We start from the raw sequence: 25,461 nt of genomic DNA, 5'->3' as shown, positions 1-25,461 counted from the left end.
TCATCTTCTCACCCCTTTACCCCGAATAATCCTTGTGGGCGGAATATCAAAACGATGGTCATAAGCAACATATTCACTGCCAATGCCAAATCAGGAACGAAATAGGCCATAAATGATCCACTCAATCCGACCAAGATGGCTGCAAGGACAGAACCTGTTATACTTCCCATACCACCGATTACCACCACAATGAATGCCAAGATCCCAAATTCCAGCCCCATTTCCGCATAAATGACGCCTGAATATGGTCCAAGCAGCATGCCACCAAGTGCCGCCATTGCCGCACCTGCCATAAATACGAGCATAAACACCCTTTTAATATTGATGCCTAATGCCTGCACCATTTCCTTGTTGATTACACCTGCTCGAACTATGAGGCCAATTTTCGTATTTCTTAATGTATAGAAGATAGCCCCGAAGACAAGAGTACCTATAATGATGATAAATAACCGATATTTAATAATGATGATATCTCCAAACTCCCAGCTGCCACTCAAGTATGACGGAGTTCTTGCGCTAATCTGATTTGGGCCGAACACCACTTTAATCATTTCACTTAATACAAGCATGACGCCTAACGTAATAAGAATCTGTTGAACATGATTTCCGTATACCGGCTGGATGATGAATCGCTCAAGTGCCAACCCTAGTATGAGTCCAGTACCGATTGCAGCAATAATTCCTACCATAAAGCTGCCTGTTGCCGAATATACCCACACTCCTGAAAAGGCACCCCAGGCAAACAACCCCCCGTGAGCAAAATTAAGGACATCCATTAATCCGAATATTAATGTCAGACCAGCAGCCAACAAAAAAATCAACATTCCCGTAGCTAATCCGTTTACCGTCAAATTCACCAAAACATCCACTATCTGCCCCTCCTTTATGCGATACCTAGATATTGCTTTCTGAGCTCCTCATTTTCCTTCAGCTCATGCATGCGGCCATGGTGCACGGTCCTCCCGTCATCCAATATATAGAAACAATCCCCGATAGTACTTGCCATATAAAAATTCTGCTCTACCAGAATAATGGTCGTTTCTTTTTTCATCTGTTGGATGGAGTCCATTACCTTTTCTACCATGATCGGAGCTAGCCCCTTACTTGGTTCATCTATTAACAGAAGCTTGCTGTTATTAACATAAGCACGAGAAATTGCAAGCATCTGCTTTTGTCCGCCACTTAAGTTCCCTCCTCGCTTTTTCCAATATGTTTTTAAATCGGGGAACAAGTCTAATACCCAATCCAATTTTGCGAGAGTTTCTTCATCTGTTTTTTTCATGGCAACTTTCATATTCTCTTCCACTGTCAATTCTCCGAATACTCCTTGATCTTCTGGGACATAGCCAATGCCTATATTTGCAATATCATACGTCGCCATTCCGGTAATATCCTGACCATCAAATACAATTGATCCCTCTTGTGGAGGATTCAGTCCCATCACACTTCTAAGAGTTGTGGTTTTTCCTGCCCCGTTTCTTCCTAGTATTACGGTCACTTCTCCTTGTTTCGCTTCAAAATTAACACCTTGCAAAATATGAAATTGTTCAATATACGTCTGAATTTCCTCTACTTTAAGAAGCGTCGTCATCATACAACCCTCCCAAATACGCCGACTGTACTGTTTCATTTTTCATGATTTCATCAGGTGTGCCGTCTGCTAACAACTTCCCATTGAAAAGTACGGTTACAGAATCCGATAAGTCTAATATCATGTCCATTTTATGTTCAATTAGTATGATTGTCCTGTCTCCCTTGGCTTTTATTAGTTTAATGACCTCCAGTATTGCCGGAACTTCCTCAATCGACATGCCTGCCGTTGGCTCATCTAAAAGAAGCATTTCGGTTTCCAATGCCAGAAGCATGGCAATTTCAAGTTTCCTCTTTTCACCATGTGCCAAGTTTTTTGCAAGGGCTTGTGCTTTATCATCCAGAAGGACTGTCTCTAAAAGTTCTAATGACCGTTCTTCAAACTCCTTAAAATGCATGAAATGGGAAAGCATGTTATACCTGACCCCTCGTTGGGACTGCACTGCCAGCCGAACATTTTCCAATACCGTCAGATTTGGAAAAACGTTTGTAATTTGAAACGACCTTCCGATACCTTTGCGGGTCCTTTTCATGGGAGAAAACTTTGTTATGTCCTCCCCTTTCCAAATCACTTCACCATTTGTAGGCTTTAACTGTCCGCTTAATAGATTGAAAAATGTAGTCTTTCCTGCTCCATTTGGACCAATGATGGATTTAAAGTGGTAAGGCTCTACAGAAAAATTCACTGAGTTCACTGCCACATGGCCACCAAAAGCAATCGTTACATCCTTAGTCTGCAAAATTGGATTCAAAGTGCGTAACCCCCTTTTTATAGATTTCCAATAACACGAAGGAACTTTAGAGCATCGCTCCAAAGTTCCACACCTACTTATTGATTGTTACGAATTGGAGGAGCTGTTTCATCTGGGGACAGCTCCCTCATTAATACAGGAACTGGGTAATCGAATCCATCCACTTTCTCAAGACGCACAGCATATAAAGTTTGCATCGCTTGATGATCCTCAGGTCGGAACGTCATTTGACCCTTTGGTGTATCAAAGCTCATGCCTTCCATCGTTTCTATAATTAAATCAGAATCTGTATCTCCTTCAGTTTTCTTCAATGCTTCCACAATAGCGATGGCAGCCGTCATCCCTCCAGGTGTAAACAGATCTGGTACTTCACCGTTGAACTTTTCCTTATGTTTTTCCACCAACCAATCATTAATTGGATTATCAGGCAGTGTATGGTAGTAGACAGAGAACCCTTCCATACCGATCAACTGTTCCATCGTGTGCAGAGCGGCTATATCGGGAGCACCTGTAGAAATCTTGATCCCTCGTTCCTGCACTTTCATATCAGAAATCTGGTTCCAAGGAGAATTTGCACCTGCCCATACAACAAACAGATAGTCAGGGTCGGCATCCAGAATCTTTTGGATATTAGATGTAAAATCAGTTGCAGCCGGATCCGCGTATTCTTCCAAAACAATTTCTGCTCCCAGCTCTAATGCTGCTTCTTTGAAAGCTGCTACTCCATCATGACCAAATGAATAATCAGGTGCCAATGTAGCAATCTTCACTCCATCACCTGCAATTGCTGCTGCTCCAGCCACCGCATCTTGAGAGGAGTTTCGTGCCGTACGGAAAATATATTTGTTCCAATCTGCCCCAGTAATACTATCTGCCACTGCTGGTTCGACGAGCATTACCTTTTCATATTCTTCTGCAAGAGGCAGTACCGCCAATGTGTCACCAGAACTTGAAGATCCAACAAGGAAATCCACCTCATCTTCTTCTAATAGTTTTGTAGCTTTTTGAATCGCTACTTCCGGTTTGGTTTCGGTGTCTTCCACTACAAACTCTATCTTGTGACCGTTCACTTCCATTGTTCCTTCTGTAGCATACTCAAGACCAAGTTCAAAGCCCTGTACCGTCTGCTTTCCATACGTTTCAAGCGCACCTGTTAAAGAAGCGAGCACCCCCACTTTAATTACCTTCTTATCTCCATCACCACTTGAATCTGTTTCGGTTCCAGCATTGCTGTCGCTACAGCCCGCCAGCACCAACATGAAGACACAAATAAGAAGAAATCCTGACTTCCACCTTTTCATTTACCTTCCCCCTTAACTCTTTAAATTGTTTAAGTTGTAATTTCAGTTTAAGACGAGGTGGTTACAAATGGGTTACAAAGAGAAAAAGGCTTAAAGGAAATCAATCACATTACATTAAAAAACCCCACCATTGAGGCGGGGTCAGTTGGCTTTTCCAAGCACCATATCGTACATTTTCTTCGTGGAAAACATTGGCTCTACGCCAAGCTCACTTTCCAAATAGTGTTTGCATTTCGCAAACCATCTCATCGCTTGTGATCGATTGTTTTTATGATAATAACAAAACATCAGCAAACGATAGGCTTCTTCCCAAGTGGGGTCCTTTTCAATAACTTTCTCGCATAACTGTATAGCGGAATCAAATTCCTTCCGTGACACCAAAAGTTGTGCAAACTTTTCACTGCATCGAAGATAGTAGACCAGTAGTCTCTCCCTTTCATTCAGACACCAATCTGCATATTTCTGATCTGGAAGGAAATCTCCCTTATATAAAACCAATGCTTTTTCTAAATAAGTTATGGCTCTTGCAGGATCTTGTTCTTCCAGTCCGGCTGAAGCATACGATTCAAACTCACTACAATCCAGAACATAGCCGCAATTGGGATTCAATCCATAGGTATTCCCTTCCCTTTGTATGAAGAAAGGCTCGGTTCTTGCTTTTCTCACCGGCTCCAATGCATTGTTAAGTGCGTTAAGTGCTACTTTAAAGTCTCTCGCCACTGTTTGTTCAGATCCAGTTGGCCAAAGCGCAGCAAATATTTCATCCTTTACTAATTGTTTGTTTCTTTTGGTGACAAACAACTCCAGCAATTCTTTCGCTTTTGCACGCTGCCAATCTTTTGCCCCTACTTCTTTCTGACCAAGCCAAACTTTGAAGTTTCCTAGTGTTTGAATTTTCAAAGTGTAACCTGGATGGTTCTGGATATGGGAAAATCCAAGTTCATTCAGTAAAGACGTAACGTATGCCCCCTGAATCTCCCTATTCTGCGCTTCCATCAGAAGCGGAGTGAATTTTTGAAGATCGTTTGGCCCAAAGGTCGTTCTGTTAGATAGTATAAATTCATAGTTTCCAGTTTGTAAGAAGTTTAAAAAATCATTCATGGATTGTGTAAATCCTTTCCACTCCTGCCGTTCAAAGTAGTAAATGGATTTCCAAAAAGACAGCAACATCTCTGCATACTGATCGCCGCAATTACGCAAAAGCTTGCTCGCACGGAGACCATAATATTCTGCCATATCCCACATCCCATGGTGAATAGAAGCTATTTTCATCGCCAGATAGATGAGACCGGATAGCCAATTATCTTTTACTTCTTCCGTTTCTTTCAGTGCCTCTTCCCCACATAGAATGGCTTTCTCATAGGCACCTTGATTAGTATACAAAATACATAGCCCCATGTTCGCTTCTGCTTTTCCTCTTGAAACATTCAATTCTTCCATAATTTCCAGCGCAGTTTGATAGCATTCTTTGGCAAGCGCACTATCATATATGTCCATTAACTGAACAGCATGTCCTAAACGAATCCATCCACAAGCCTCCACAAAAGGAGCTTGAAGTTTAATTCCTTGTTTAATTCCCGCATCAGCCAGTTTTTTTGCTTGGTCTGCATTTCCAATGAAAGCTTCGACCAGTGATAATAATAGATCTGTCTCGCGGTGTGACTGCGGCAGTGCCCCTTCTGTGTGATCTTTTTTCTTGCATAGGAGTAGTTTTTTGGCTCGATGCAGGTTTCCTGAACGCAACAGGATTCTTGCTTCAAGATTTCCTGCCTCCTCTTGTTTATAGTCCGAATCAAGCTTCTCGAACCATTCCAGCGCTTTTGGAGCATGCCCTGCATTCAAGAAATTCTCTGCCATAATGGCATATAATTGATTTTCCTCTTTCTTTTCAATAGGACATAATTCCATTAACATAATTGCTTCTGATAAGACTCTTTCAGCTTTTATCGGTTGGATAGTGTCCAGATATATTTTTGCAATTCCTTTTAAGGATCTTATGATTACAAGTACATCTCCAGACTTCCTAGCAGCGTCCAGCCCATTTCTATAAGCCTTTTCAGACTCCTCATAATGACATCGGTAACGGAGAATCTCCCCTTGTATATACCAAAGCATATAATATCTATCTTTTATTTCGTCATTTATTTTAAGCAATTTTTCCAAGACATAGGATAGCTGTCCTTGTTCCATCAACTGAATCCCGTTTTCATGGATTAGAACTCCGATAGAGGAATAATCGCCAATCTTTTCAAAATGCGAAATTGCAGGCAGAAAATCTCGCTGTTTCATATACCACCTTGCACAGCGTTTATGTAAAAGCATGAATTGCTCGTCCTGCTCGAGTAATCTTCTTTCCAGAAATTCTTTAAAAAGTGCATGATAACGATATTGGTTCATTCCTGTTGAGGTTATAAACATATGACGTTCGGTTAAGGACTGAAGAATGTAGTTGGACCCGTTAATCCCCAGGACCTCATCACACATCTCCCCGTTAAGCACATCCATAATGGAAGTCTGCTCCAAGAACTGTTGAATCATCGGTGTCTGCTTTAAAAACACTTCCGTTGCTAAGTACTTAAATAAATCTTCCAATTTCCCCTGCGCAGTGATCAATCCAGCGGTGGAGGTTTCTTCTACCAACCTTTGACTTAATAATCCTAACGCCATGACCCACCCTTCTGACAAGGTATAAATCTGTTCAATATCATCAATCTCTACTTCCAGCATATAAATATCTTCCAGAAGCACCTCTACTTCTTCCCTAGAGAACTTGAGATCCTCCTCCGTTATTTCCAATAGTTCATTCTTCACCTTCATTGCGGTAATAACTTCCCAATTTGGCTTTTCCCTTGTTATTAAAATCAAATGAAGATTACTTGGAATATGCTGCAGCAGCCAATGAAACCATGTGACAATTTCAGGATTTTTCTGTACAAAATGAAAATCATCTATAATTAAAACGAGCGTGTCATCGATTTGGGCTATTTCATTGATGAAGAGTGAGCATAAATCTTGAATCTCCTCCTCACGGATATATCGATCCATTTTATTTACATAACTTAATAAACCTTCTCCAAACTGCTTTTTCTTATTTCTGATTGAGTGGACTACATATCGTAGAAAGGGGATTAATTCATCATCAAAAGCTGTTGCGGTATACCAAAAGGAGATGGCATCAAATGTAGGTGCGAAGGAGGCCACAATTGTGCTCTTTCCATAACCTGGACCTGAATGAATAATGGTAACGCCGAAGTTAGTAACCGCTTTCATTTTTCTTGCAATTTTAACCCTTCTTAAAACATGTTCTTTGATTGTAGGTATCGTAATTTTAGTCTGCAATACCGTCTCTTGAGATGGCATCTACCCGCCCCCCTTTTTTTCTGAATTTTAAGTCTATTACTGTTATTATAATATTACAGGCTTCTAAAAACACTAAAAAGAACAGCTAATCATATCAAAAGCTGTTCTTTACTTGAAGGTCGTATTAAATTCATCGAATGGCCAGTAGCGGACATGGACTTTTCCGACTATGTCTTCTATTTTCACAAACCCAAAGTGCCTGCTGTCTAAGCTATTTAGCCTATTATCTCCTATAACAAATACATGACCTTTCGGTACTGCATCTTCACCCGTCAACTCTTCTAAAGAAAAATCACCTGTAAAGTTGCCGCCAAAAATTTTCAAGCGCTCAGGAGAGATAAACGGCTCTGTTACTTGTTCTCCATTTACATAAAGCATATCTTGTTTGTATTCAATTTGGTCACCTGGCAACCCTATTACTCTTTTTACGTAATGGATATCCTCATCTTCTTGTTGAAAAACGACCACATCAAATCGTTCCGGCTTCGTAAAGGAGTAAACCATTTTATTAACCATTAGGAAATTCCCTTGCTCCAATGTTGGATTCATGGAATGCCCTTCTACAATATAATTAGAAAAGAAAAGCGCACGAATCATAAGCACCAAAAGGAATGTGACAATCAACCATTTCATTGCTGATTTACGTTTTGTGATCTTTTCTTTCAATTCATAACCCCCGAATATTTATCTAGGTCTTTTGTACTTTAATATTATCATAATATACTGAATTTTTACAAACAATTGTTTATTTTTCGCCTGAGAGTTGTAGACGCAGTTCTACTTTTTTACCGATAAACCATAATACCAGCATAATGGTAATGGCGATGGCTGTTTTAATCGGCGCACGAATAAACGAAATGATGTCATAGCCAATATAGCTGATGGTAAAAATCATAACCATTTTCCCGGCTACCAACGCCAGAAAAAATTGATAAAACTTTATTTTGGACAACCCGGCAACCACATTGATCAAAAATGACGGAGTAAACGGAAAACACAGTAAAAAGAATATGGGCCCGAAGCCATGCCTCTCAATCCAAGACATCATTTTCCTTATTTTCTCTTTTCTTAGCAAAGCCTGGATCCTTGGGTATCTTTGCAGTTTATGTACAAAATAGTAAACAATCACTGCTCCGACCACGGCCCCTGACCATGAAATTAAAAAACCCAACCAAAGACCAAAAGCAGCGGCATTTGCCATCACGATTACAATCAAAGGAAGAAAAGGAAGAAAAGCTTCCAGCACCACTAACAAGAAACCTGGTAGTGGTCCAAATGATTGATACTCTTCCAATACCTCCAGAAGATTTTCCATTGTCAGTAATTCTTTTATATATTCTATAAATTCCATTCCACTATCTCCACTTCTCTGCTAGTCATCTTTCTCTATTGTACTAATTATTCCTTTATTGTCCCATTAAATAACCTCATTTAATAATTTTACTATGTTAAACAGCCAAACTTTTCATTATGTAATTTCTCAAATACAAATATGCTTTTATAAAATGGTTCACTATATTCTTCCCCGTCTTCCAACGACCAGCAAACAGAGAGTACAGAGTGTGCGAACCCCCACGCAAGGATTCGTCGTTCATCCAGTTTCAAATTATCCACCAAAACAGCAATTCTTTTCGATATGGTTTGTTCTAACTTATCATCCGGAAGATTGTTTAGAAGAAATTGAATGGTATCGTACTCCCGTTCTCCCACCAATCCTTTAGGGTCGATTGCCACCCAAGATGAATGCGATTTTAAGATATTGTAATGATGAAGGTCTCCATGTAAAATATACCTTTCCTTTTTGTCATCCAACAAGCTTCGGAATGTATGAATGGCTTTCTTAAGAAGATTTTGTGTAATAGGAGCTTTACCTATCGGATGTGCTTTGAAAAAATTCATGAGGCTTTGCTCTCTTTCTTCAATCTGAGGGAGACTGGAACCTGATGTATCTGGTACCCATAACGATTTCATGATACCGGCAGCAATCTCGGTTGCTTCCACTTCATTCTCTAGCGTTGCCAGGGTATGACCTGGAGATAGACGTTCTAACATCAATATTCCTTTTTCAACATCAGTGTCTATGACTTGGACCATGCCCTCTCCGGCAAAGAAGCTTAACGCTTCCACTTCTGAACGGAATTCCTTGTTCGGAAGGGAAAGTTTCAGAACAACTTGGGCTCCATCCATTTTCTTGGCAGGGGCAACAAAATTATACGAAAGGTCAAATGGAGCGAGAACCTTCAGACTCCACTTTTCCTCACAGAAGTTAATTAAGGAGGGAATGTTCTGCAACCACACTTTCCCTTTTTCTTGGTGGATGTTCCTTATTGTCTGAACATAATTTGGAGGGAGAATGACCATGCTCTATTCTCCACGCTGTGTAAATGCCCAGCGATGACCATCTAGATCCTCCAGTTCAAACTGGATGTCTCCCCATGGCCGAGTGACCGGCTCAGTTAGTGTTTTATTGCCATTCTGATGGTCTATAGGAGTAAGCCCATTTTCTGTGACAAATTGGAATAACTTATTAACATTTTCAACAGCTGCATGCACCTCTGTAATACCTGGGCTTGTTTCGCCTGCTGGATGAAGCATTACCAGACCGCTTCCTAAGTGGAACCAATGCATTCCTTCATAACCATGTGAGTATTGAAATCCTGCATTTGTGTACCATTCCTTGGATTTTTCCGTGTCTTTACAGAATAAAACGATGTGATCAAGACCTTTTATCATATAGATTGTTCCCCCTTGTATTGATTTAGATAGTTTTCTAGAGAGTTGGTGCAAAACGGATGCGAGTTGGTGCCAAAATTCCTTAAGTTCGTGCCAAAAGCACTCGAGTTCGTGCCAAAATTCCCTAAGTTGTGGATGTAGTATAAAAAGTGGACACACCTATTGGCGTCATGATTTAATCATAATCAACAATAAAAAGGACGTGTTAATCATGGCAAAATACAAATCCTACTCCCCAGAATTCAAGGAATTTGTAGTGAAACAAATTGAATTAGACGGACATAAAATAGTCGATGTGAGCCAAAACCTAGATATTCCTTATGATACCCTACAAAAATGGTTAAAGAAGTACCGGGATCAGAAGAAAGCAGAAGAAAAAAATGCTCAAAATCAACTACTAACAGCTACAGAATACAGAGAAATGTTTGAAGCAGAAAGAAAAAGTAAACTTGAATTAGAAGAAGAGTTAACGATCTTAAAAAAGGCCATGCACATCTTCACGCAAGAAAAGAAGTAAGGTTTGCGTTTATTCATTCCCATCGGGATGAACACACTGTAGTGATGATGTGCAGAGCCCTTGGTGTGACTACATCTGGATACTATTTGTATGTGAAACGGTTAGAACGAGAAGAAACGGAACGAGAACAGTGGAGAAGGCAACTTGATGACCGTATCCGTTTTCATTTTTATGACAATCTAGAGACGTATGGAAGTGTGAGAATACATCAAAAGTTAGTAGACTATGACGATTTTAATGTATCAGCTAGTACAGTAGCCAAGCGAATGAAGGTACTAGGACTGTATGCCACTCCGCCTAAGAGTTTCATTGCCACTACAGATTCTGATCACTCTAACCGAACGTTTAAAAACAACTTGAAACAAGCGTTTAACCCAGAGGCCCCAAATATGGTTTGGGTCACTGATATCACGTATATTTCTACCATGGAAGGTTTCATCTATTTCAATCCAATTCTAGACTTATTTGGACGAAAAGTTATTAGTTATTCAATGTGCGACCGAATGGATCGTAGTTTACCTCTTCGAGCGTTAAAGGAGGCAATAAAATTAAGGGAACCGAAAAAAGGTTGGATCCACCATTCAGATAGAGGGTCGCAGTACTGTTCCAAAGATTACATCGACGTCCTAGAAGATGCCAAAGCAAAGATCAGTATGAGTAGGAAAGCCACTCCATACGACAATGCTTGTGCGGAATCATTCTTTGCCTCCATGAAAAAAGAATACTTGAATAAATTTCGTTTCACCACAAAAGCAGAGGCTATGGCAGCTGTGCAATTTTATGTGGAGTTTTACAACAGAAAAAGAATCCATTCAACCCTAGAATACGCCACACCAAATGAGTACGAAATGGCGTATGAAATGGCACAACAAAAGGATGCCAATTTGGGTCGTAAAACCTCTGCATAAAGAAACAATGTGAACTTTATTGTTTGTTTATGTAGAGGCGTGCAAGCGTAGTGGAACACGGAGCGCGGAAGGAAAAAAGTACGCCAATTCAAGGCATATAAGTGTCCATTTTCTTGACAGAAGTCCAGTTGGTGCCAAAATCCCCTAAGTTGGTGCCAAAAGCACCCGAGTTGGTGCCAAAACCATTTTCTCCTATCACTTCAGTAAAACGAAGCTCTCCCAAAAGGAAGAGCTCCGTCTATTTACTACCTTTTACTTAGCGCCTTCCAAGTACTCTACAAACCAGCTCTTAATGTGATCTAGTCTGTGAATACGAAGTGCTGGATCTCCACTTCTCGAAAGCTCATGATTTGCACCTGGGAAACGAACAAGCTTAGTGGTCTTCCCTTGTTGTTTCAAGGCTATGAATAGCTGCTCTGCTTGCTCCACCGGACATCGATAATCTTTTTCCCCATGCAAGATTAAAAGTGGCGTATTGACATCGCTCACATATTTGATAGGAGAATGATCCCAAAGTTTATCGACTTTTTCTCCCATATCTCCTTTTACTTCCCATTCGGAGAAGTAGTAACCAATGTCACTGACACCATAAAAGCTCAGCCAGTTTGAAATGGATCGTTGTGTGACAGCTGCTTTAAAACGATCAGTGTGACTGACCACCCAGTTTGTCATAAACCCGCCATAGCTTCCTCCGGTAATGCCTAAATTCTTTTCATCGATAAAGTCAAATGTTTCGAGGGCATAATCCATCGCAGCCATGACATCGAGATAATCCTTGCCACCATAATCTCCACGCACAGCATCGACAAATTCCTGGCCATATCCATGGCTTCCACGCGGGTTAGTGAATAACACGACAAATCCTTGTGCGGTCAAAGTTTGAAACTCATGGAAGTAAGTATTGGCATACATGGCATGAGGTCCACCATGTACCTCTAAGATGGTCGGATATTTCTTTCCTTCTTCAAATCCTGCAGGTTTCATAATCCAACCATGCAAATCCCAACCATCTGGTGCTTTATAACGGATAGGTTCTGCCACACTTAATTCTACTTCATTTTTCCAAGCTTCATTGACTTTGGTCAGTTGGGTCCGTGTTTGGGAACGGAAATCAAGGTGGTAAAGTTCGCCTGGATCTGTAGAGTTGCTTACGCCTACAATTGCTTCATGCGTATCCGTCAGCATGCTTACTGCATATACGTGCTCATCCGGGAGATGAATCGGGTACATAGAACCATCCAAAGAACCAAAGTAGATTCCTGTAGCACCTTGGTCACTCATTAAGAAATAAAAACCTTCACTCTCGTCTGTCCACATAAGTCCAGGGTTCACATTACCGGAATGGAAATCGCCAATTGCAACGTCTCCAACCTCCACATCAAGGTTTTCTGTTAGGCAATGAGTTTCCCCTGTTGCAACCTGAGTTACCCATACACGGGTCAACGTCGCACTTTGAAACTCTTTCTCATGACCTAAAAAGCCCAGGTACTGACCGTCTGGGGAAAAGGAGATCGTGGAAAAGAAACCGTTGCTGTGTGTAATTTTTTTCTTTTCTTTTGACTGAACATCCATCACATAAACATCAGAAACCAACGAAACATCTGGATTTTCTTCAAGATTTGCTACAAAAGCAATTTTTGTTCCATCAGGCGACCATGCAGCGCTTCCATAATCCCTGTCTCCTTCTGTGAGGAGACTTACTTCCTTTGTTTTCAAATCCAATAGCGCAAGATGATCGTTTTTGTTATCTAAAAACCCCTTAGCATCGGACTTGTAGCGCATTTTCTCCACTACAAGAGGTTCAGGCTTTTTCTTTTCCTCGCTTTTAGAGCTCGTAGAATGCAAATCCTCCGCACTCTCTACAGAAGTACTAAACAATAGTTTCGTTCCACATGGTGACCACACCGGCCCTCTTGCCCCATTTTTACAGAAAGTAACCTGCTCTGCTTCTCCCCCGTTTACAGGCATAACATATAGTTGGCTTTTCTCATTACGGTTGGAGACAAAAGCAAGCTTGCTCCCATCAGGAGACCATCTTGGGCTTGTTGCTCTCCCTTTTCCAGATGTGAATGGTACGGCGTTCCCCTCTAAATCCCCCACGTAAATGGTAGAGCGATATTCATTTTCTTCCTCATGTACTGTAGTCTGCACAAACGCAAACTTACGGGAATGTTTATCCCATTGCGGATCGGTAATAGATGTTAGACGAAACAGATCTGTTGACTCTATTTTTCTTTTTGTCATTGAAATCTCTCCCTTATGTAAAATTCTCTATTCTACTTATTTCGACAAATGAAATAATTCCCCTTTAATAAATTTGAAAAACTTTATTTACAGTTTAAAAAGTTGCTTGCATATTTTTAAGACTTTGGTATAAAATAAATAAGAACAAACGTTCTAATATTTTAGGAGGAAGATGAAATGACAAGATTATCAAAAGAACAAATATACCTGTTTGAACAGGCGATATATCTTCCTTTGTTACTGATTGTTTTAGAAAGAGATACAAGCATTATTAAAGACAGCGGAATAAAATTAAAAGAACCCTATCTTACTCTCATTGATCAGGTAATGCGCAAAATCCAGCTACAACTTAAGCAAATAAAAGCCGATATGAAACAGCAACAAATGAAGCTCCACAAATTAAAACAAGATGAATCCTTCACCATGTATGCTTTTTTGTTTAATGGATATGAAGAACACCATAACTATTTCAACCCGAGAATCAGAAATAAGGTGAATGAACTTTTGATGCAATATATATTGAGGATGGAAGAGTCTTCGATTAGTGAAAAATAGGAATAGATGGTTCTTTTAGAGGTTTGCGCAAAGAGACATGTAAGTCATTTCGTTCATCAACAGAGGCATAAAATACATCTTCCACACCAGTTATTTTCCGTTTTAACAGTTCTTCTCGAAGCCAGGCTTCGTTTAATCCCTTGTATCTTAATGCTTCTATATAGATTCGTCCATCCATTATGACTGGAAATTCCACAGAGTTTACGTATCCTTCCGAGCGAACATCTTCTACTTTTGCGACCTCTTTATTGGACTTCATCTTCACGGATATATTTCCATTGGCTTCAATGAGGGCAAAGTGAACATCTTCCAGTTTAAATACATCTTTTTCTCGTAGCATCTGTAGGATATTGTCAATGGAATAACTTATTTTTTTCATATTCTTAATATGAAATTGTCCGTCATAGAGGACTAAGGTCGGTTCAAACGTTAAAAGTCTGCCAAGCTTATGATTTTTTATCTTTCCCCACGCTATTACCTTCTGTAAAAGACCTATCGCGATAATTGCACCTACAGTAGGAAAATGATGGATGCTGGGGTCTGCAATATCTGCTCCAACTACTGCCCCAAGTGTGATAATAACAATGAAATCAAATACAGGAAGCTCTCCAATGGACCGCTTTCCCATAAATAGAGTTACAATTAACATAAGCGGAAGAATCGTGATAATTCTCCCCAAGACCTTTAATAAGTCTATAAATAGTTCCACTTTTATCGCCCTCCTAGCAGTGTTTAATGAAAAATGGGTACACTTTGTGTGTAACCGGGGGTTTTTAATGTAACATGCAGGCTTCTATCTTCATTTAGTGCCGCATAAAATACGTCTTTAATATTTACAATATTTTTTTTCAGAAGCTCATTCTGTAACCATGCTTCATCTAATTCCAGATATTCTAATGCTTTTGGCTGTACTCTACCATCCATGATAACGGTGTATTCAACGGAGGGTTTTGCCAGGGCAACCTGCACATCTTTCATTTTCACAGGTTCTTTTTCCGGTTTTAATTTCACTGATAGCTCTCCGTTCGCTTCAATTAAAGCAAAATGAACATCTTTTATTTGGAAAACATTCTTTTCCCTTAACATTTGTAGGACATTATCAATAGAGTAACTGATTTTACGCATATTTTTTATATGGAATTGCCCTTCATATATGACAAGAGTCGGCTCAAAAGATAGAAGCCTTCCCACTTTATGGTTCTTTATTTTCAACCAAGCAATCAACTTTTGTAAAAGTGCTATCGCAATAATAGCTCCTACAGTAGGAAGGTGATGGATATTAGGCTCAGCAATGTCTGCACCAACCACTGATCCCAGTGTTAAGATGACAAGAAAATCAAAAACTGGAAGTTCCCCAACAGAACGTTTTCCCATGAATAAGGTTACGACGAGCATCAATGGCAAAATGGTAATAATGCGAAAAATTACCTTCAATAAATCCATTAAAAGTTCCATAAAGTGAATCGTCCCTCCATCCTTTTTCTTAGCCTTATTCAAAAAGAGAAGGTTATACATTTTCACTCCAAAAAAAAGAAGCCTTTCTTTTACGAAAGACTGTTAGTGAAGTTATTATTTATTCTGTTAAACCCTGTCTCAACTCTGCAAATCCTTACTATTTCTCAATCTGTACATGATCCCAGGTGTAGCAACAAGGCTGCGGTTGGAATTGCTTCTTTTCCTATTGACTCGTTGCTGAAGCTTAGCCCGAAAAAGAGACGTACGGTGGATTTGTGCCTCATAAGAAGATTTCGAGATGGGAAATTCCACGATGGTGTTGTTCGGGAACATCACTTTTGTGTTAGCGGTAGGGGTCTTATTATATTCATACGCATAATGTAGTGAAATCCAGATGCAGCTATCATTTGTAGGTGATGCAGTGGGGAAAAAGAAAATGTCATTCATCGGATCAATGACGATTGGGGGTTTGTGAGTATAGCCGGAGATGCCCTTTGTACCTTGTTTTCTTCCTTCAAAACTGGATCCGTAAAAGTTACAGCTGTCTTCAATGATTTTTAATGGCGGCAATGAAACATAGATTTCTCCTTCTTCTTCAAGCACTTTTGAATAAAGATTTCCCTCCATTTCAACAGGAATGATTGCCATAGTAAAGCCATTAATCTCATAATCACTTGACAATTCGACATTGTTCTTCATTATCTTCACCCTTTCCATATGTGTTCTTTGTCATCTCGTGACAATCGAACCACTATTTTGACTATTTATGTATATTTTCCCAGAAAACCCAAACGGTGTAAAGGTTTTTAAAATATTTTAAATATTTTAAAAATTTGTTGATTTTTATTGCGTTCCTCAATATACTATTAAAAAGGCTCGAGGTGAGGAACTCATGAAGAATGAGAAGTCTTATACGGAATTGATGAAAGCGAAAAAGATGAACAAAAAAGTGTCCGTTGAAGCCTATATGATGAATGTGTATGTTCAGATGATCATTGATGAGTCTTTATTCCACTACCACAAAAACCTTCTGCAAGAGAAAATTGACAGTGCCTTGGATGCCAATGACCCTTCCCTGTTCCACTTACTTTCCGCCAGATATAAAAAATTCCTGAACGATTGGGGCGTATCAGCTTAGAGAGTTAAAACGCCTAAATAAAGAGAAGAGCTCGGTTGGCTCTTCTCTTTTACTTGTTTATGTTGAAGTTACTTTTTCCCTTGATAAAATTGCGCTTCTTCTGTTGAGCCGCTCAGTGCGGTTGTGGAAGATGTGCCACCGGAAACAAGCTTTGCTACTTCATCGAAGTATCCTGTACCAACTTCGCGCTGATGACGGGTTGCTGTATAGCCATATTGCTCACTTTCGAACTCGGCTTGTTGCAACTCGGAATATGCTCCCATCCCACGGTCACGATATCCTCTTGCAAGCTCGAACATGCCATGATTCAAGGCATGGAATCCTGCTAAAGTTACAAACTGGAATTTATAGCCGAACTGGGCAATCTGCTGCTGGAATGTTTCAATCGTTTCATCATCCAATTTTGCTTTCCAGTTGAAAGAAGGTGAACAGTTATAAGCCAACAGTTTGCCAGGGAACTTTTCGTGAATGGCTTCCGCAAAAGCTCTTGCTTGTTCTAGATTCGGTTCGGACGTTTCACACCAGATCAAATCCGCATAAGGTGCATAAGCAAGGCCACGAGCTATCGCTTGATCAATGCCAGCCTTTGTTCGGTAGAACCCTTCCGCAGTTCTCTCACCAGTCAAGAAAGCATGATCGTTCTCATCAATATCACTTGTAATAAGATCTGCCGCATCCGCATCAGTTCTTGCAATCAAGACTGTCGGCACACCCATTACATCAGCTGCGAGACGTGCTGAGATTAGGTTTTTCACAGCCGTTTGAGTTGGCAATAATACTTTCCCACCAAGATGCCCACACTTTTTCTCAGAAGACAATTGGTCCTCGAAGTGAACACCGGAAGCACCAGACTCGATCATGCCTTTCATTAACTCAAATACATTCAGTTGACCACCGAAGCCTGCTTCTGCGTCCGCAACGATTGGTGCAAAATAATCCACCTCTTCGCTTCCTTCTAAGTATTGAATCTGATCTGCACGCTGCAATGCCTGATTGATTCGTTTAACCACATGTGGCACACTGTTTGCAGGATAGAGACTTTGATCAGGATACATATGACCGGATAGATTGGCATCTGCCGCTACTTGCCAGCCGCTTAAATATATAGCTTTTAATCCCGCTTTCACTTGCTGGATCGCCTGATTCCCTGTTAAAGCTCCAAGTGCATGCACATAGTCCTCTGTATGAAGAAGATCCCAAAGTTTTTGTGAACCTCTTTTTGCTAATGTATGTTCAATATCAATGGATCCTCTAAGACGCATCACTTCTTCTGCAGAATACGGTCTTTCCACTCCATTCCATCTTTGTTCTAACTCCCAGCTTTCTTCTAACTGTGCAATTCTTTCTTCTCTTCTCATTATTAATTCCTCCCTTAGTTTAGGTATCTATTAATCTTCCAATAAATTGTAAGCTGGAAGTGTTAAAAACTCTGCGAAATTATCATCTTTGATTAGGTTTTCAAAAAGTGTAGCAGCCTGATCTAGCTTTCCATCTGAAAAGCGGTTAGGACCTACTTTGGCTATGATGGCTTGCTTTTCTTCCTGAATCAGCTGTTTGACTAACTCTAATGTAATTTGAGTCCCATCATCTAATTCCGCTTTAGGATGTCTAACCCATTGCCATACTTGGGACCTTGAGATTTCCGCGGTGGCCGCATCTTCCATCAAATGGTAGATCGGTACAGCACCGTTTCCATCCAACCATGCAGCAATGTACTCCATCCCGACATGAATGTTTTTACGTAGTCCATCTGCCGTGATCGTACCTTCTGGAACTTGGACAAGTGCACCCGCGTCCGCCATAACATCTTCCCTTTTTATGTGCAATTGATTCTGCCCTTCCATATGCTCATTGAAAACTTCTAATGCCACCGGAACCAATGCTGGATGCGCTACCCACGTTCCATCATGTCCATCTTTTACTTCACGAAGTTTATCTTCCCTTACTTTTGCAATTGCTTGCGTGTTTGCTTCCTCATCATTTTTCACCGGTATCTGAGCTGCCATCCCGCCTATTGCAAATGCTCCGCGCTTATGACAAGTTTGGATGACCAATTGGGTGTAGGCTCTCATGAATGGCACTGCCATTGTTACTTGGCTTCTGTCCGGTAAAAGGAAAGTCGGATCATTTCTAAATTTCTTTATGAAGCTGAAGATGTAATCCCATCTTCCACAATTCAGTCCAGCCGCATGCTCTTTCAGCTCGTATAGTATTTCATCCATCTCAAAGGCTGCTGTTATGGTTTCAATCAATACAGTCGCTTTAATGGTCCCTTGTGCGATTCCCAATTCTTTCTGAGCAAATACAAACACATCATTCCATAACCTTGCCTCTTGATGACTTTCAAGCTTTGGAAGATAAAAATATGGAGCGCTTCCATTTTCCTGCAAAACCTTGACGTTATGAAAGAAATACAATCCAAAATCGAAAAGGCTGCCAGAAACTGTTTCGTTGTTGATTTGAATATGTTTTTCTTCCAGATGCCAGCCTCTTGGCCTTACAAGAAGGGTGGCAATTTCTTTTTTCAGTTTGTACTCTTTTCCGTTTGAAGCCGTGAAATCAATTTTACGCAAGTTTGCATCACGTAGATTGATTTGCCCTTCTATCATGTTGCTCCAAGTCGGCGAGGAGGCATCCTCAAAGTCCGCCATGAACACTTTTGCACCGGAGTTAAGTGCATGAATAATCATCTTACGGTCAACCGGACCTGTTATTTCCACTCGTCTGTCTTGGAGATCTTGTGGAATGGTGTTCACTTTCCAGTCACTTGTACGAATAGTTTTTGTGCTTTCTAGGAAGTTTAATGGTTCTCCTTGATCAATTCTTGCCTGTCTTTCTTTTCTTGCAGTTAACAATTCTCTTCTTCGCTCATTAAAAGTATGATGGAGCTTCTCGATGAAACTTAATGCTTCCTGTGTTAGTACAGTTTTATAGCCATTTCTCATTACACCTGTAACGCTGATTCCTGTTGTACCAGTATTCACGATAAACTTGCTCCTCTCTTGTTATGAAACAGTTAGTATATTTGTATTGTATTATATAACAGAGTGTTCATTATAAAAAGACTTTTTTGAAAATTTATGCACAAATATTTTTCGACACGGTAAAAAAACGCAGAAAACCGGGCATAAACTGTCCAGTCTAAATGAAGTCTATGAACGTCGCTGTTCCTTTCCGCAAATGGCTTCGCTTTCCGCGGGACGGTGCTTGAGCCTCCTCACTTCGTTGCGGGGTCTCAATCTACCGTTACTCCCCCGCTGGAGTCTACGCCATTTGCTCCAATCCACAGCTAAAAAATACATAAACGATATGTAATTGCTTATTCAGTAACACAAGACAGTTGGATTGCATTTCATAAACCCTTTAATGAATGAAGTCACCTTGTTGATTGAAGTGGAAGGCGCGCAGACGCTCGCGGGAGGAAGGGACAGGTGAGACCCCGGAGGCGCAAGCCTGAGGAGGCACACGGACGGACCGCCCGCAGGCAAGCGAAGCGCCTGGAACGGAAATCAACGGTAACATCTGCTTCCTACCTTTCAAAAAAAGAAGCAACGCACACTTGCACGTTGCTCACTCTTCTTTAACATACCGCTCCAAATGGGCGATTCTGTCCACCATTGGAGGGTGGGTATATCGAAAAAATTTCACTAAGGCTGGAGGGTTCACTTCACTTAAACTAGATCTTGTAATCTCCTGAAAGGCTTCTATAGCTGGTTCTGTCTCACCCGTCAGTTCGATGGCATACACGTCAGCCTTGTGTTCTTGATATCGGGATACAGCATTTGTTACCGGACTTGCAAGAAATAGCAGCAAAGACACCAGCAACAACAATAGTGGTAAGGAGGAAAGTTGGTTCAAGCTATTGATTTTCCACCTCTGGCCGAACCTGTCTATCAACTTGCCTGCAGTCAGATAAATCAAGTAAAAAGCAAAGAAAGAAAACACAATGTATCCTGTGATACCCATAACGATATGATTCATATCATAGTGACCCATCTCATGTGCCATGATAAACAGAATCTCCTCTTCCTGAAGTCGAGTCAATAATGTATCCCATAACACAATACGTGAGTTACCACCAACTCCCGTAACATACGCATTGATGCTATTCGTTTTTTTCGCCATATTTACTTCATATACCCTATCGGCAGGAATATCCGCTTCGTCAGCCAATTCCAAGATTTTTGCTTCTAACTGCTTATCTTGTAGGTCAATAAAATCATTATATAAAGGATCTATAACAACCGGCTGGATATACATCATAAAAAATACAAGTGGAATGAAACAACCCCAAGCAACTGCCCACCACCATTTGGGAAATTTACGGATAAGCACATACAGAAGAAGGACCACTATCCACATGATGAGGATTCCTTCCCAAAATCCAACAACCTGATCGCGCATCCAGCCGGAGAAAGGCTGAACTGTAATGCCATAATCTTTTGAAAGAGAATAGCGCAAATAACTTAGTGGATAATGAATAACCGTGCTAAATAAGGTTAGCCAAAAAAGATAAATTCCTGTCTGAAGTGTTTTATATTTTGAGACTTTCTCCGCCCATCCTTGAATGGCCCTTGCCCCACCTAAAACAAGAAGAAGGAAATAAAAAATCCATTCCACTGGAAGAGTCAAAAAGTATATGGTATTTCGTATTTTAGAATACTCTTCTGTAATCATCAGTTCCTTGTTACTTAAAAAAGTTGCCGGGTCCGCTTTCGTCCCTGCAAGGTCAGCTGGAAGAGATGTATCTGCTCCCACCCATATGTAAAACGTCACTGCTAAAGCATAGAGAATATAGCCAACCAACAATAAAGAAACCGTCTTTTTCACATTTTCGCACCTCCTCGTCCTAAACAACCCCTATTATATTCTATGCCACCATATAAAAAATAAGCAGGCTATCAGAAAGAAAAGCCTACTTACTTTATTCCTTATTAACCAACCAGCCAAGAATACACACTCAAAGCTACAATGGAGCTGATTACAACCAGAATGACGTTTGCACCGAAATAAGCGACAATAAATGCCACTGTTGCGCCAATAACGCCATACATGATATCTTCATTGATCAGAAAAATTCCAGGAACAATCAGGGCCCCTAGGGTTGCATAGGGAACATTCTTCAATACTGCCTGTACAAATGGCGGCAGTTCCTTTCCTTGAAACATGACAAACGGTATTAGTCTTGGAAGATAGGTGACTACAGCCATGCCGACAATCATAATGAGGATGGTACTATTCATCTGCATTCTCCTCCTTTGACCATTTTGAGTATAAAATTTCTATCCCAACAGCACTCGTAATGGTCGCAAGGACGATGGACCATCCAGCCGCTATACCAATTACCAAAGAAAATACAGAGTTAAGAATAGCCGCAGCGCCTGCAAGCAACACCACTTTACGGTGTTTTTTTAAAGAAGGCATCAATAAGCCAACAAACATGGCATAAAGGGCAACTGCCATGCTTTCTTGAAGGGATGAAGGTAAACTGCTCCCGATGACATGACCGACCCCTGAGCTTACCACCCAGCTGGAATAGGCGATTAAGATTACTCCGAACATATACCCTGTCTGTATGGTGCCCTCTTTTGTAGCGGAGACAGAAAAGGTTTCATCTGTAATACCAAATGAGAAAAGCGATTTTTTCCAGAGGCTTTTCTCTTCCACCTTCTCATTAAGGGAAGCGCTCATCAGAAAGTGACGGATGTTTAAAATAAATGTGGTCATGACAATTTCAAATACTCCCGATCCAAGCACAATCATGTTAAGAGACATATATTGAGCCGCTCCGGCAAAAACGAGCAAGCTCATTAGCACGGTTTCAGAGACCGTCAAGCCCGCTGATTTTGCCAAAAGGCCGAATGTAATGGCAATTGGTATGTATCCGATTGCGATGCTGACTCCAGCTTGCAATCCATTTCGAAAAGAAGAAGGTTTTCTAGCTGCGATGGTAGTAGCCACTGTGCATTTCTCCTATACTAGTAAATTGAATTATTTATAAATATACTAGTAGTTTACTGGATATGTAAAGAGTATTTCGCAACACGAGATAATTTTCTTAATTGAAAAATCGGTGAAACCCGTCCGGTTCTATTTCGTTGCTTGGTTATGCTCCGCTGTTCCTTTCCGCAAATGGCTTCGCTCTCCGCGGGACGGTGCTGGAGTCTCCGCCATTTGCTCCAATCCACAGCTAGAAATTTCGTAAAGGTATGTTAATGCCTTTTCGGGTAACTCAATTAGAAGGTTTTTGAAACTTAGGTTCAAAGAAGTCACCTTGTTGATTGAAGTGGAAGGCGCGCAGACGCCCGCGGGAGGAAGGGACAGGTGAGACCCCGGAAGGCGAAGCCTGAGGAGGCTCACGGACCGCCCGCAGGCAAGCGAAGCGCATGGAACGGAAATCAACAGTATTATATTCTATCTTAATCGCAAAAAAACTCCCCCTTCCTAAAGAAGAGAGAGACTTTTAAAAATCTATTTGCCCTTAAACTCTGGCGCACGCTTTTCGCCAAACGCAACTAAGGCTTCCACGCGATCCTCTGTCGGTATGATTACTTCATATGCTTTACGTTCGATTTGCAAGCCTGTTTGCATATCCACTCCCATTCCTTGGCGAATGGCAAACTTCGCCTGCTGCACAGCAACCGGGCCATTCTTTAACATTTCCTGCGCAAGCTCCATCGCTCCATCAAGGGCATGGGAGGGTTCATCTACTAATCTTGTAATCAAGCCAAAACCATAAGCCTCTTCGCCAGAAAAACGGCGAGCAGTCAAGATAAGCTCCATCGCTTTTGCTTCCCCGATAATTCGCGGTAGGCGCTGTGTTCCACCGGCTCCTGGAATGATTGCCAAGCTTGTTTCTGTCAGTCCCATTTTCACATCTTTGCCTGTCACACGGAAATCACAAGCAAGAAGAAGCTCCATCCCGCCACCAAATGCATATCCATTTATAGCTGCGATGGTCGGCTGCGGCAGGTCGGCAATGCGGTTAAACACATCCCCGATCTTGTAAACATTACGTCTTACTTGCTGCTCGGTAAGACCCCTTCTTTCCTTGAGGTCCGCTCCAACACTGAATGCCTTCTCCCCTGAAGCTGTAATCACTACCACACGGACGTCCGCATTCGTGCGAAGCTCCTCCGCTACATTTCCCAATTCTACTAACATATCATAATTAAACGCGTTCATCGCATCTGGGCGATTGAGCGTTACCGTTGCTACATGGTCTTTTACCTCTACTGCAATATAATTCAAATCTGTCCGTCTCCCTCCAAGATTGTTAGCGGTTACAAATTTCGCTATTTTATACATTCTCTACAGAGAGCAAAAATCCTTTATACACCTAGTTTTTCTTTTAATGCTCTTCTTAGAATTTTCCCTGTAGTATTCTTAGGAAGCTCTTCTAAAAATTCAATAGATGTTGGAACCTTATATTTTGCTAGACGTTCTGCACAATAACCAAGCAGATCTGATTCATTCATCTGAGTATTCGTTACGACAAAACATTTTATCGCTTCACCGAACTGAGGGTCAGGCACCCCGACAACTGCCACTTCCACTACATTTTCATGACTGTAAAGAACCTCTTCTACTTCACGAGGATAAACATTGTAGCCTCCAACAATGATCATGTCTTTTTTGCGGTCAACGATATAGAAGTAACCATCTTCGTCCATTTTTGCTAGGTCCCCTGTATATAGCCATCCATCACGTATTGCAGAGGCGGTTTCTTCTGGCATTTTATAATACCCTGACATGACATTCGGTCCTCTGACAATAAGCTCCCCAACTTCTCCTGGTGCCACTTCTTCTCCAAGTTCATTCACGACTTTATTTTCCACATTTACAATCGTCGTCCCGATAGAACCAGCTTTTCTAGGCTTATCTAACGGATTGAAACATGTAACTGGAGATGCCTCTGATAACCCGTAGCCTTCGGAGATAATGACATTGTATTTCTTTTCGAAATTCTTCAATAGAGCCACAGGCATCGAAGCTCCACCAGAAATGCAAAGTCTTAACGATTTCAAATCTTCTACATCCCCCGGTGATTGCAAAAGGAAATTGTACATGGTCGGAACACCTGCAAACACAGTTGCCTCATATTCTTTTACCACATCAAAAATCACCTGCGGACTGAACCTTGGAACAATGATGACTGTCGCACCGTTCATCAATGGTGCATTCAATGCTACTGTTAAACAGAATACATGGAACATAGGCAGAGTTGCCACAACCTTGTCCGTTTCGTTCATCTTCAAAAAGTCCGCAGAATCCTTGGCATTGCGATACAAGTTCTTATGTGTCAGCATTGCCCCTTTCGGCTTGCCTGTAGTCCCAGATGTATAAAGGATTACAGCCACATCGTCATCCTTCAGTTCCGGACCTTCATATGTAAAGCTTCCAGAAGCCATTACGGATGTAAACGATTTCAATTTAGGATAAACAGAAAGTTGTTCAACTGGAAAATCTTTCGCTTTTTCTTTTCCGTCAGGTGTTTCACAAATAATGTAATGCTCCGTTAAAGGCAGGTGACCATGAAGCTTTTCGAAAAGTGGAACAAGAAGGTCTAAGGTGATGATGGCTTTCACATCGCCATCTCTAAGGATGTAAGAAAGTTCGTCTGGAGTATAGATTGGGTTGATAGGAATAACAGTGGCCCCGATACGTGCCGCACCATAAAGTCCAAGGACAAAGTATGGCGAGTTTCCTACAACAAGCCCAACATGATCTCCCTGTGAGATTCCCATGTTTTCAAGCCCTGTAGCAAATGCGTTAATTGCAGCGTTCAATTCTGCGTATGTTTTTGAATCCCCTTCAAAAATATACGCTTCTTTCATTGGATTTGTTTTTGCTGTTAGTGCCAATTGTGATGAAATATTCAAGTGTTTCATCTCCCCTTCGAGTAAAT

Annotated in this window: 24 protein-coding genes; 4 read left to right on the top strand and 20 right to left on the bottom strand. The window is 41.0% G+C overall.

Going from position 1 to position 25,461, the window contains the following annotated elements:
• Positions 1-8: 8 nt before the first annotated feature.
• From B4U37_RS06660 to B4U37_RS06620, 9 genes are all read right to left on the bottom strand, one after another.
• Complete coding sequence (locus B4U37_RS06660; protein WP_088017593.1) at positions 9-869, bottom strand: branched-chain amino acid ABC transporter permease; 861 nt, start codon at positions 867-869, stop codon at positions 9-11.
• 14 nt (positions 870-883) lie between these two features.
• Positions 884-1,591, bottom strand: coding sequence for an ABC transporter ATP-binding protein (locus tag B4U37_RS06655; RefSeq protein WP_088017592.1), 708 nt, complete (start codon positions 1,589-1,591; stop codon positions 884-886).
• The gene (locus tag B4U37_RS06650) at positions 1,575-2,342 is read right to left on the bottom strand and encodes an ABC transporter ATP-binding protein (protein ID WP_088017591.1); all 768 of its coding nucleotides are present in this window, start codon (positions 2,340-2,342) and stop codon (positions 1,575-1,577) included. Before B4U37_RS06650 ends, B4U37_RS06655 begins: the two co-directional genes overlap by 17 nt.
• A gap of 77 nt (positions 2,343-2,419) precedes the next feature.
• On the bottom strand, positions 2,420-3,601 hold the full coding sequence (locus B4U37_RS06645) for a substrate-binding domain-containing protein (RefSeq protein WP_425444107.1): 1,182 nt from the start codon (positions 3,599-3,601) through the stop codon (positions 2,420-2,422).
• 183 nt (positions 3,602-3,784) lie between these two features.
• The gene (locus B4U37_RS06640) at positions 3,785-7,003 is read right to left on the bottom strand and encodes a BTAD domain-containing putative transcriptional regulator (protein WP_088017589.1); all 3,219 of its coding nucleotides are present in this window, start codon (positions 7,001-7,003) and stop codon (positions 3,785-3,787) included.
• A gap of 108 nt (positions 7,004-7,111) precedes the next feature.
• On the bottom strand, positions 7,112-7,636 hold the full coding sequence (gene lepB, locus B4U37_RS06635) for a signal peptidase I (RefSeq protein ID WP_088020192.1): 525 nt from the start codon (positions 7,634-7,636) through the stop codon (positions 7,112-7,114).
• Between the two features lie 112 nt (positions 7,637-7,748).
• A complete protein-coding gene (locus B4U37_RS06630) occupies positions 7,749-8,354 on the bottom strand; it encodes a TVP38/TMEM64 family protein (RefSeq protein WP_010192172.1) in 606 nt (201 codons plus the stop codon).
• Between the two features lie 92 nt (positions 8,355-8,446).
• A complete protein-coding gene (locus B4U37_RS06625) occupies positions 8,447-9,364 on the bottom strand; it encodes an aminoglycoside phosphotransferase family protein (protein ID WP_088017588.1) in 918 nt (305 codons plus the stop codon).
• 3 nt (positions 9,365-9,367) lie between these two features.
• Positions 9,368-9,736, bottom strand: coding sequence for a VOC family protein (locus B4U37_RS06620; protein ID WP_088017587.1), 369 nt, complete (start codon positions 9,734-9,736; stop codon positions 9,368-9,370).
• Between the two features lie 211 nt (positions 9,737-9,947).
• Here B4U37_RS06620 and B4U37_RS06615 point away from each other — a divergent pair, with 211 nt between their 5' ends.
• Together B4U37_RS06615 and B4U37_RS06610 are read left to right on the top strand one after the other, a co-directional pair.
• Positions 9,948-10,253, top strand: a complete 306-nt coding sequence (locus tag B4U37_RS06615; RefSeq protein WP_088016917.1) for a transposase — start codon at positions 9,948-9,950, stop codon at positions 10,251-10,253.
• Positions 10,190-11,161 (top strand): IS3 family transposase, encoded by a 972-nt coding sequence (locus tag B4U37_RS06610; RefSeq protein ID WP_157663874.1) that lies wholly within the window; start codon positions 10,190-10,192, stop codon positions 11,159-11,161. Before B4U37_RS06615 ends, B4U37_RS06610 begins: the two co-directional genes overlap by 64 nt.
• A 252-nt stretch (positions 11,162-11,413) precedes the next feature.
• Here B4U37_RS06610 and B4U37_RS06605 read toward each other — a convergent pair whose 3' ends face one another.
• On the bottom strand, positions 11,414-13,405 hold the full coding sequence (locus B4U37_RS06605; protein WP_088017586.1) for a S9 family peptidase: 1,992 nt from the start codon (positions 13,403-13,405) through the stop codon (positions 11,414-11,416).
• 177 nt (positions 13,406-13,582) lie between these two features.
• Between B4U37_RS06605 and B4U37_RS06600 the strand changes: the two genes are divergently transcribed.
• The gene (locus B4U37_RS06600; RefSeq protein WP_088017585.1) at positions 13,583-13,960 is read left to right on the top strand and encodes a YhjD family protein; all 378 of its coding nucleotides are present in this window, start codon (positions 13,583-13,585) and stop codon (positions 13,958-13,960) included.
• On the opposite strand, the gene B4U37_RS06595 is transcribed toward B4U37_RS06600, so the two are convergent.
• The 3 genes from B4U37_RS06595 to B4U37_RS06585 form a co-directional block, all read right to left on the bottom strand.
• On the bottom strand, positions 13,947-14,669 hold the full coding sequence (locus B4U37_RS06595) for a DUF421 domain-containing protein (protein ID WP_148964716.1): 723 nt from the start codon (positions 14,667-14,669) through the stop codon (positions 13,947-13,949). The two genes, B4U37_RS06600 and B4U37_RS06595, sit on opposite strands and share 14 nt — an antisense overlap.
• A gap of 23 nt (positions 14,670-14,692) precedes the next feature.
• Positions 14,693-15,415: a DUF421 domain-containing protein gene (locus B4U37_RS06590; protein ID WP_088020188.1), complete on the bottom strand. Its 723-nt coding sequence runs from the start codon at positions 15,413-15,415 to the stop codon at positions 14,693-14,695.
• A gap of 138 nt (positions 15,416-15,553) precedes the next feature.
• On the bottom strand, positions 15,554-16,114 hold the full coding sequence (locus B4U37_RS06585; protein WP_157663730.1) for a competence protein ComK: 561 nt from the start codon (positions 16,112-16,114) through the stop codon (positions 15,554-15,556).
• A gap of 193 nt (positions 16,115-16,307) precedes the next feature.
• On the opposite strand from B4U37_RS06585, the gene B4U37_RS06580 reads away from it, so the two are divergent.
• Complete coding sequence (locus tag B4U37_RS06580; protein WP_088017583.1) at positions 16,308-16,553, top strand: IDEAL domain-containing protein; 246 nt, start codon at positions 16,308-16,310, stop codon at positions 16,551-16,553.
• A gap of 68 nt (positions 16,554-16,621) precedes the next feature.
• On the opposite strand, the gene aceA is transcribed toward B4U37_RS06580, so the two are convergent.
• From aceA to B4U37_RS06545, 7 genes are all read right to left on the bottom strand, one after another.
• Positions 16,622-17,911 carry an isocitrate lyase gene (gene aceA, locus B4U37_RS06575; RefSeq protein WP_088017582.1) on the bottom strand — a complete coding sequence of 430 codons (1,290 nt, stop codon included), beginning with the start codon at positions 17,909-17,911 and terminating at the stop codon, positions 16,622-16,624.
• A gap of 30 nt (positions 17,912-17,941) precedes the next feature.
• On the bottom strand, positions 17,942-19,537 hold the full coding sequence (aceB, locus tag B4U37_RS06570; RefSeq protein WP_088017581.1) for a malate synthase A: 1,596 nt from the start codon (positions 19,535-19,537) through the stop codon (positions 17,942-17,944).
• A gap of 586 nt (positions 19,538-20,123) precedes the next feature.
• Positions 20,124-21,383, bottom strand: a complete 1,260-nt coding sequence (locus tag B4U37_RS06565) for a M48 family metallopeptidase (protein ID WP_088017580.1) — start codon at positions 21,381-21,383, stop codon at positions 20,124-20,126.
• A 104-nt stretch (positions 21,384-21,487) separates the two neighbouring features.
• A complete protein-coding gene (locus tag B4U37_RS06560) occupies positions 21,488-21,796 on the bottom strand; it encodes an AzlD domain-containing protein (protein ID WP_088017579.1) in 309 nt (102 codons plus the stop codon).
• Positions 21,789-22,514: an AzlC family ABC transporter permease gene (locus tag B4U37_RS06555; RefSeq protein WP_088017578.1), complete on the bottom strand. Its 726-nt coding sequence runs from the start codon at positions 22,512-22,514 to the stop codon at positions 21,789-21,791. Before B4U37_RS06555 ends, B4U37_RS06560 begins: the two co-directional genes overlap by 8 nt.
• Before the next feature lie 510 nt (positions 22,515-23,024).
• Positions 23,025-23,804, bottom strand: a complete 780-nt coding sequence (locus tag B4U37_RS06550; RefSeq protein WP_088017577.1) for an enoyl-CoA hydratase-related protein — start codon at positions 23,802-23,804, stop codon at positions 23,025-23,027.
• An 80-nt stretch (positions 23,805-23,884) separates the two neighbouring features.
• On the bottom strand, positions 23,885-25,435 hold the full coding sequence (locus B4U37_RS06545; protein ID WP_198317089.1) for a fatty acid--CoA ligase family protein: 1,551 nt from the start codon (positions 25,433-25,435) through the stop codon (positions 23,885-23,887).
• Positions 25,436-25,461 lie beyond the last annotated feature (26 nt).

Origin of the sequence: Sutcliffiella horikoshii (assembly GCF_002157855.1) — a bacterium.
Lineage (GTDB): Bacteria > Bacillota > Bacilli > Bacillales > Bacillaceae_I > Sutcliffiella_A > Sutcliffiella_A horikoshii_C.
This window is presented reverse-complemented; position numbering and strand designations above follow the sequence as displayed.

Coding starts and splice junctions, on each gene's coding strand:
- lepB (WP_088020192.1), bottom strand. CDS start 7,636: ATGAAATGGTTGATTGTCACATTCCTTTTGGTGCTTATGATTCGTGCG.
- B4U37_RS06625 (WP_088017588.1), bottom strand. CDS start 9,364: ATGGTCATTCTCCCTCCAAATTATGTTCAGACAATAAGGAACATCCAC.
- B4U37_RS06620 (WP_088017587.1), bottom strand. CDS start 9,736: ATGATAAAAGGTCTTGATCACATCGTTTTATTCTGTAAAGACACGGAA.
- B4U37_RS06560 (WP_088017579.1), bottom strand. CDS start 21,796: ATGAATAGTACCATCCTCATTATGATTGTCGGCATGGCTGTAGTCACC.
- B4U37_RS06630 (WP_010192172.1), bottom strand. CDS start 8,354: ATGGAATTTATAGAATATATAAAAGAATTACTGACAATGGAAAATCTT.
- B4U37_RS06645 (WP_425444107.1), bottom strand. CDS start 3,601: ATGTTGGTGCTGGCGGGCTGTAGCGACAGCAATGCTGGAACCGAAACA.
- B4U37_RS06580 (WP_088017583.1), top strand. CDS start 16,308: ATGAAGAATGAGAAGTCTTATACGGAATTGATGAAAGCGAAAAAGATG.
- B4U37_RS06585 (WP_157663730.1), bottom strand. CDS start 16,114: ATGAAGAACAATGTCGAATTGTCAAGTGATTATGAGATTAATGGCTTT.
- B4U37_RS06600 (WP_088017585.1), top strand. CDS start 13,583: ATGACAAGATTATCAAAAGAACAAATATACCTGTTTGAACAGGCGATA.
- B4U37_RS06605 (WP_088017586.1), bottom strand. CDS start 13,405: ATGACAAAAAGAAAAATAGAGTCAACAGATCTGTTTCGTCTAACATCT.
- B4U37_RS06655 (WP_088017592.1), bottom strand. CDS start 1,591: ATGACGACGCTTCTTAAAGTAGAGGAAATTCAGACGTATATTGAACAA.
- B4U37_RS06590 (WP_088020188.1), bottom strand. CDS start 15,415: ATGGAACTTTTAATGGATTTATTGAAGGTAATTTTTCGCATTATTACC.
- B4U37_RS06640 (WP_088017589.1), bottom strand. CDS start 7,003: ATGCCATCTCAAGAGACGGTATTGCAGACTAAAATTACGATACCTACA.
- aceA (WP_088017582.1), bottom strand. CDS start 17,911: ATGAGAAGAGAAGAAAGAATTGCACAGTTAGAAGAAAGCTGGGAGTTA.
- B4U37_RS06615 (WP_088016917.1), top strand. CDS start 9,948: ATGGCAAAATACAAATCCTACTCCCCAGAATTCAAGGAATTTGTAGTG.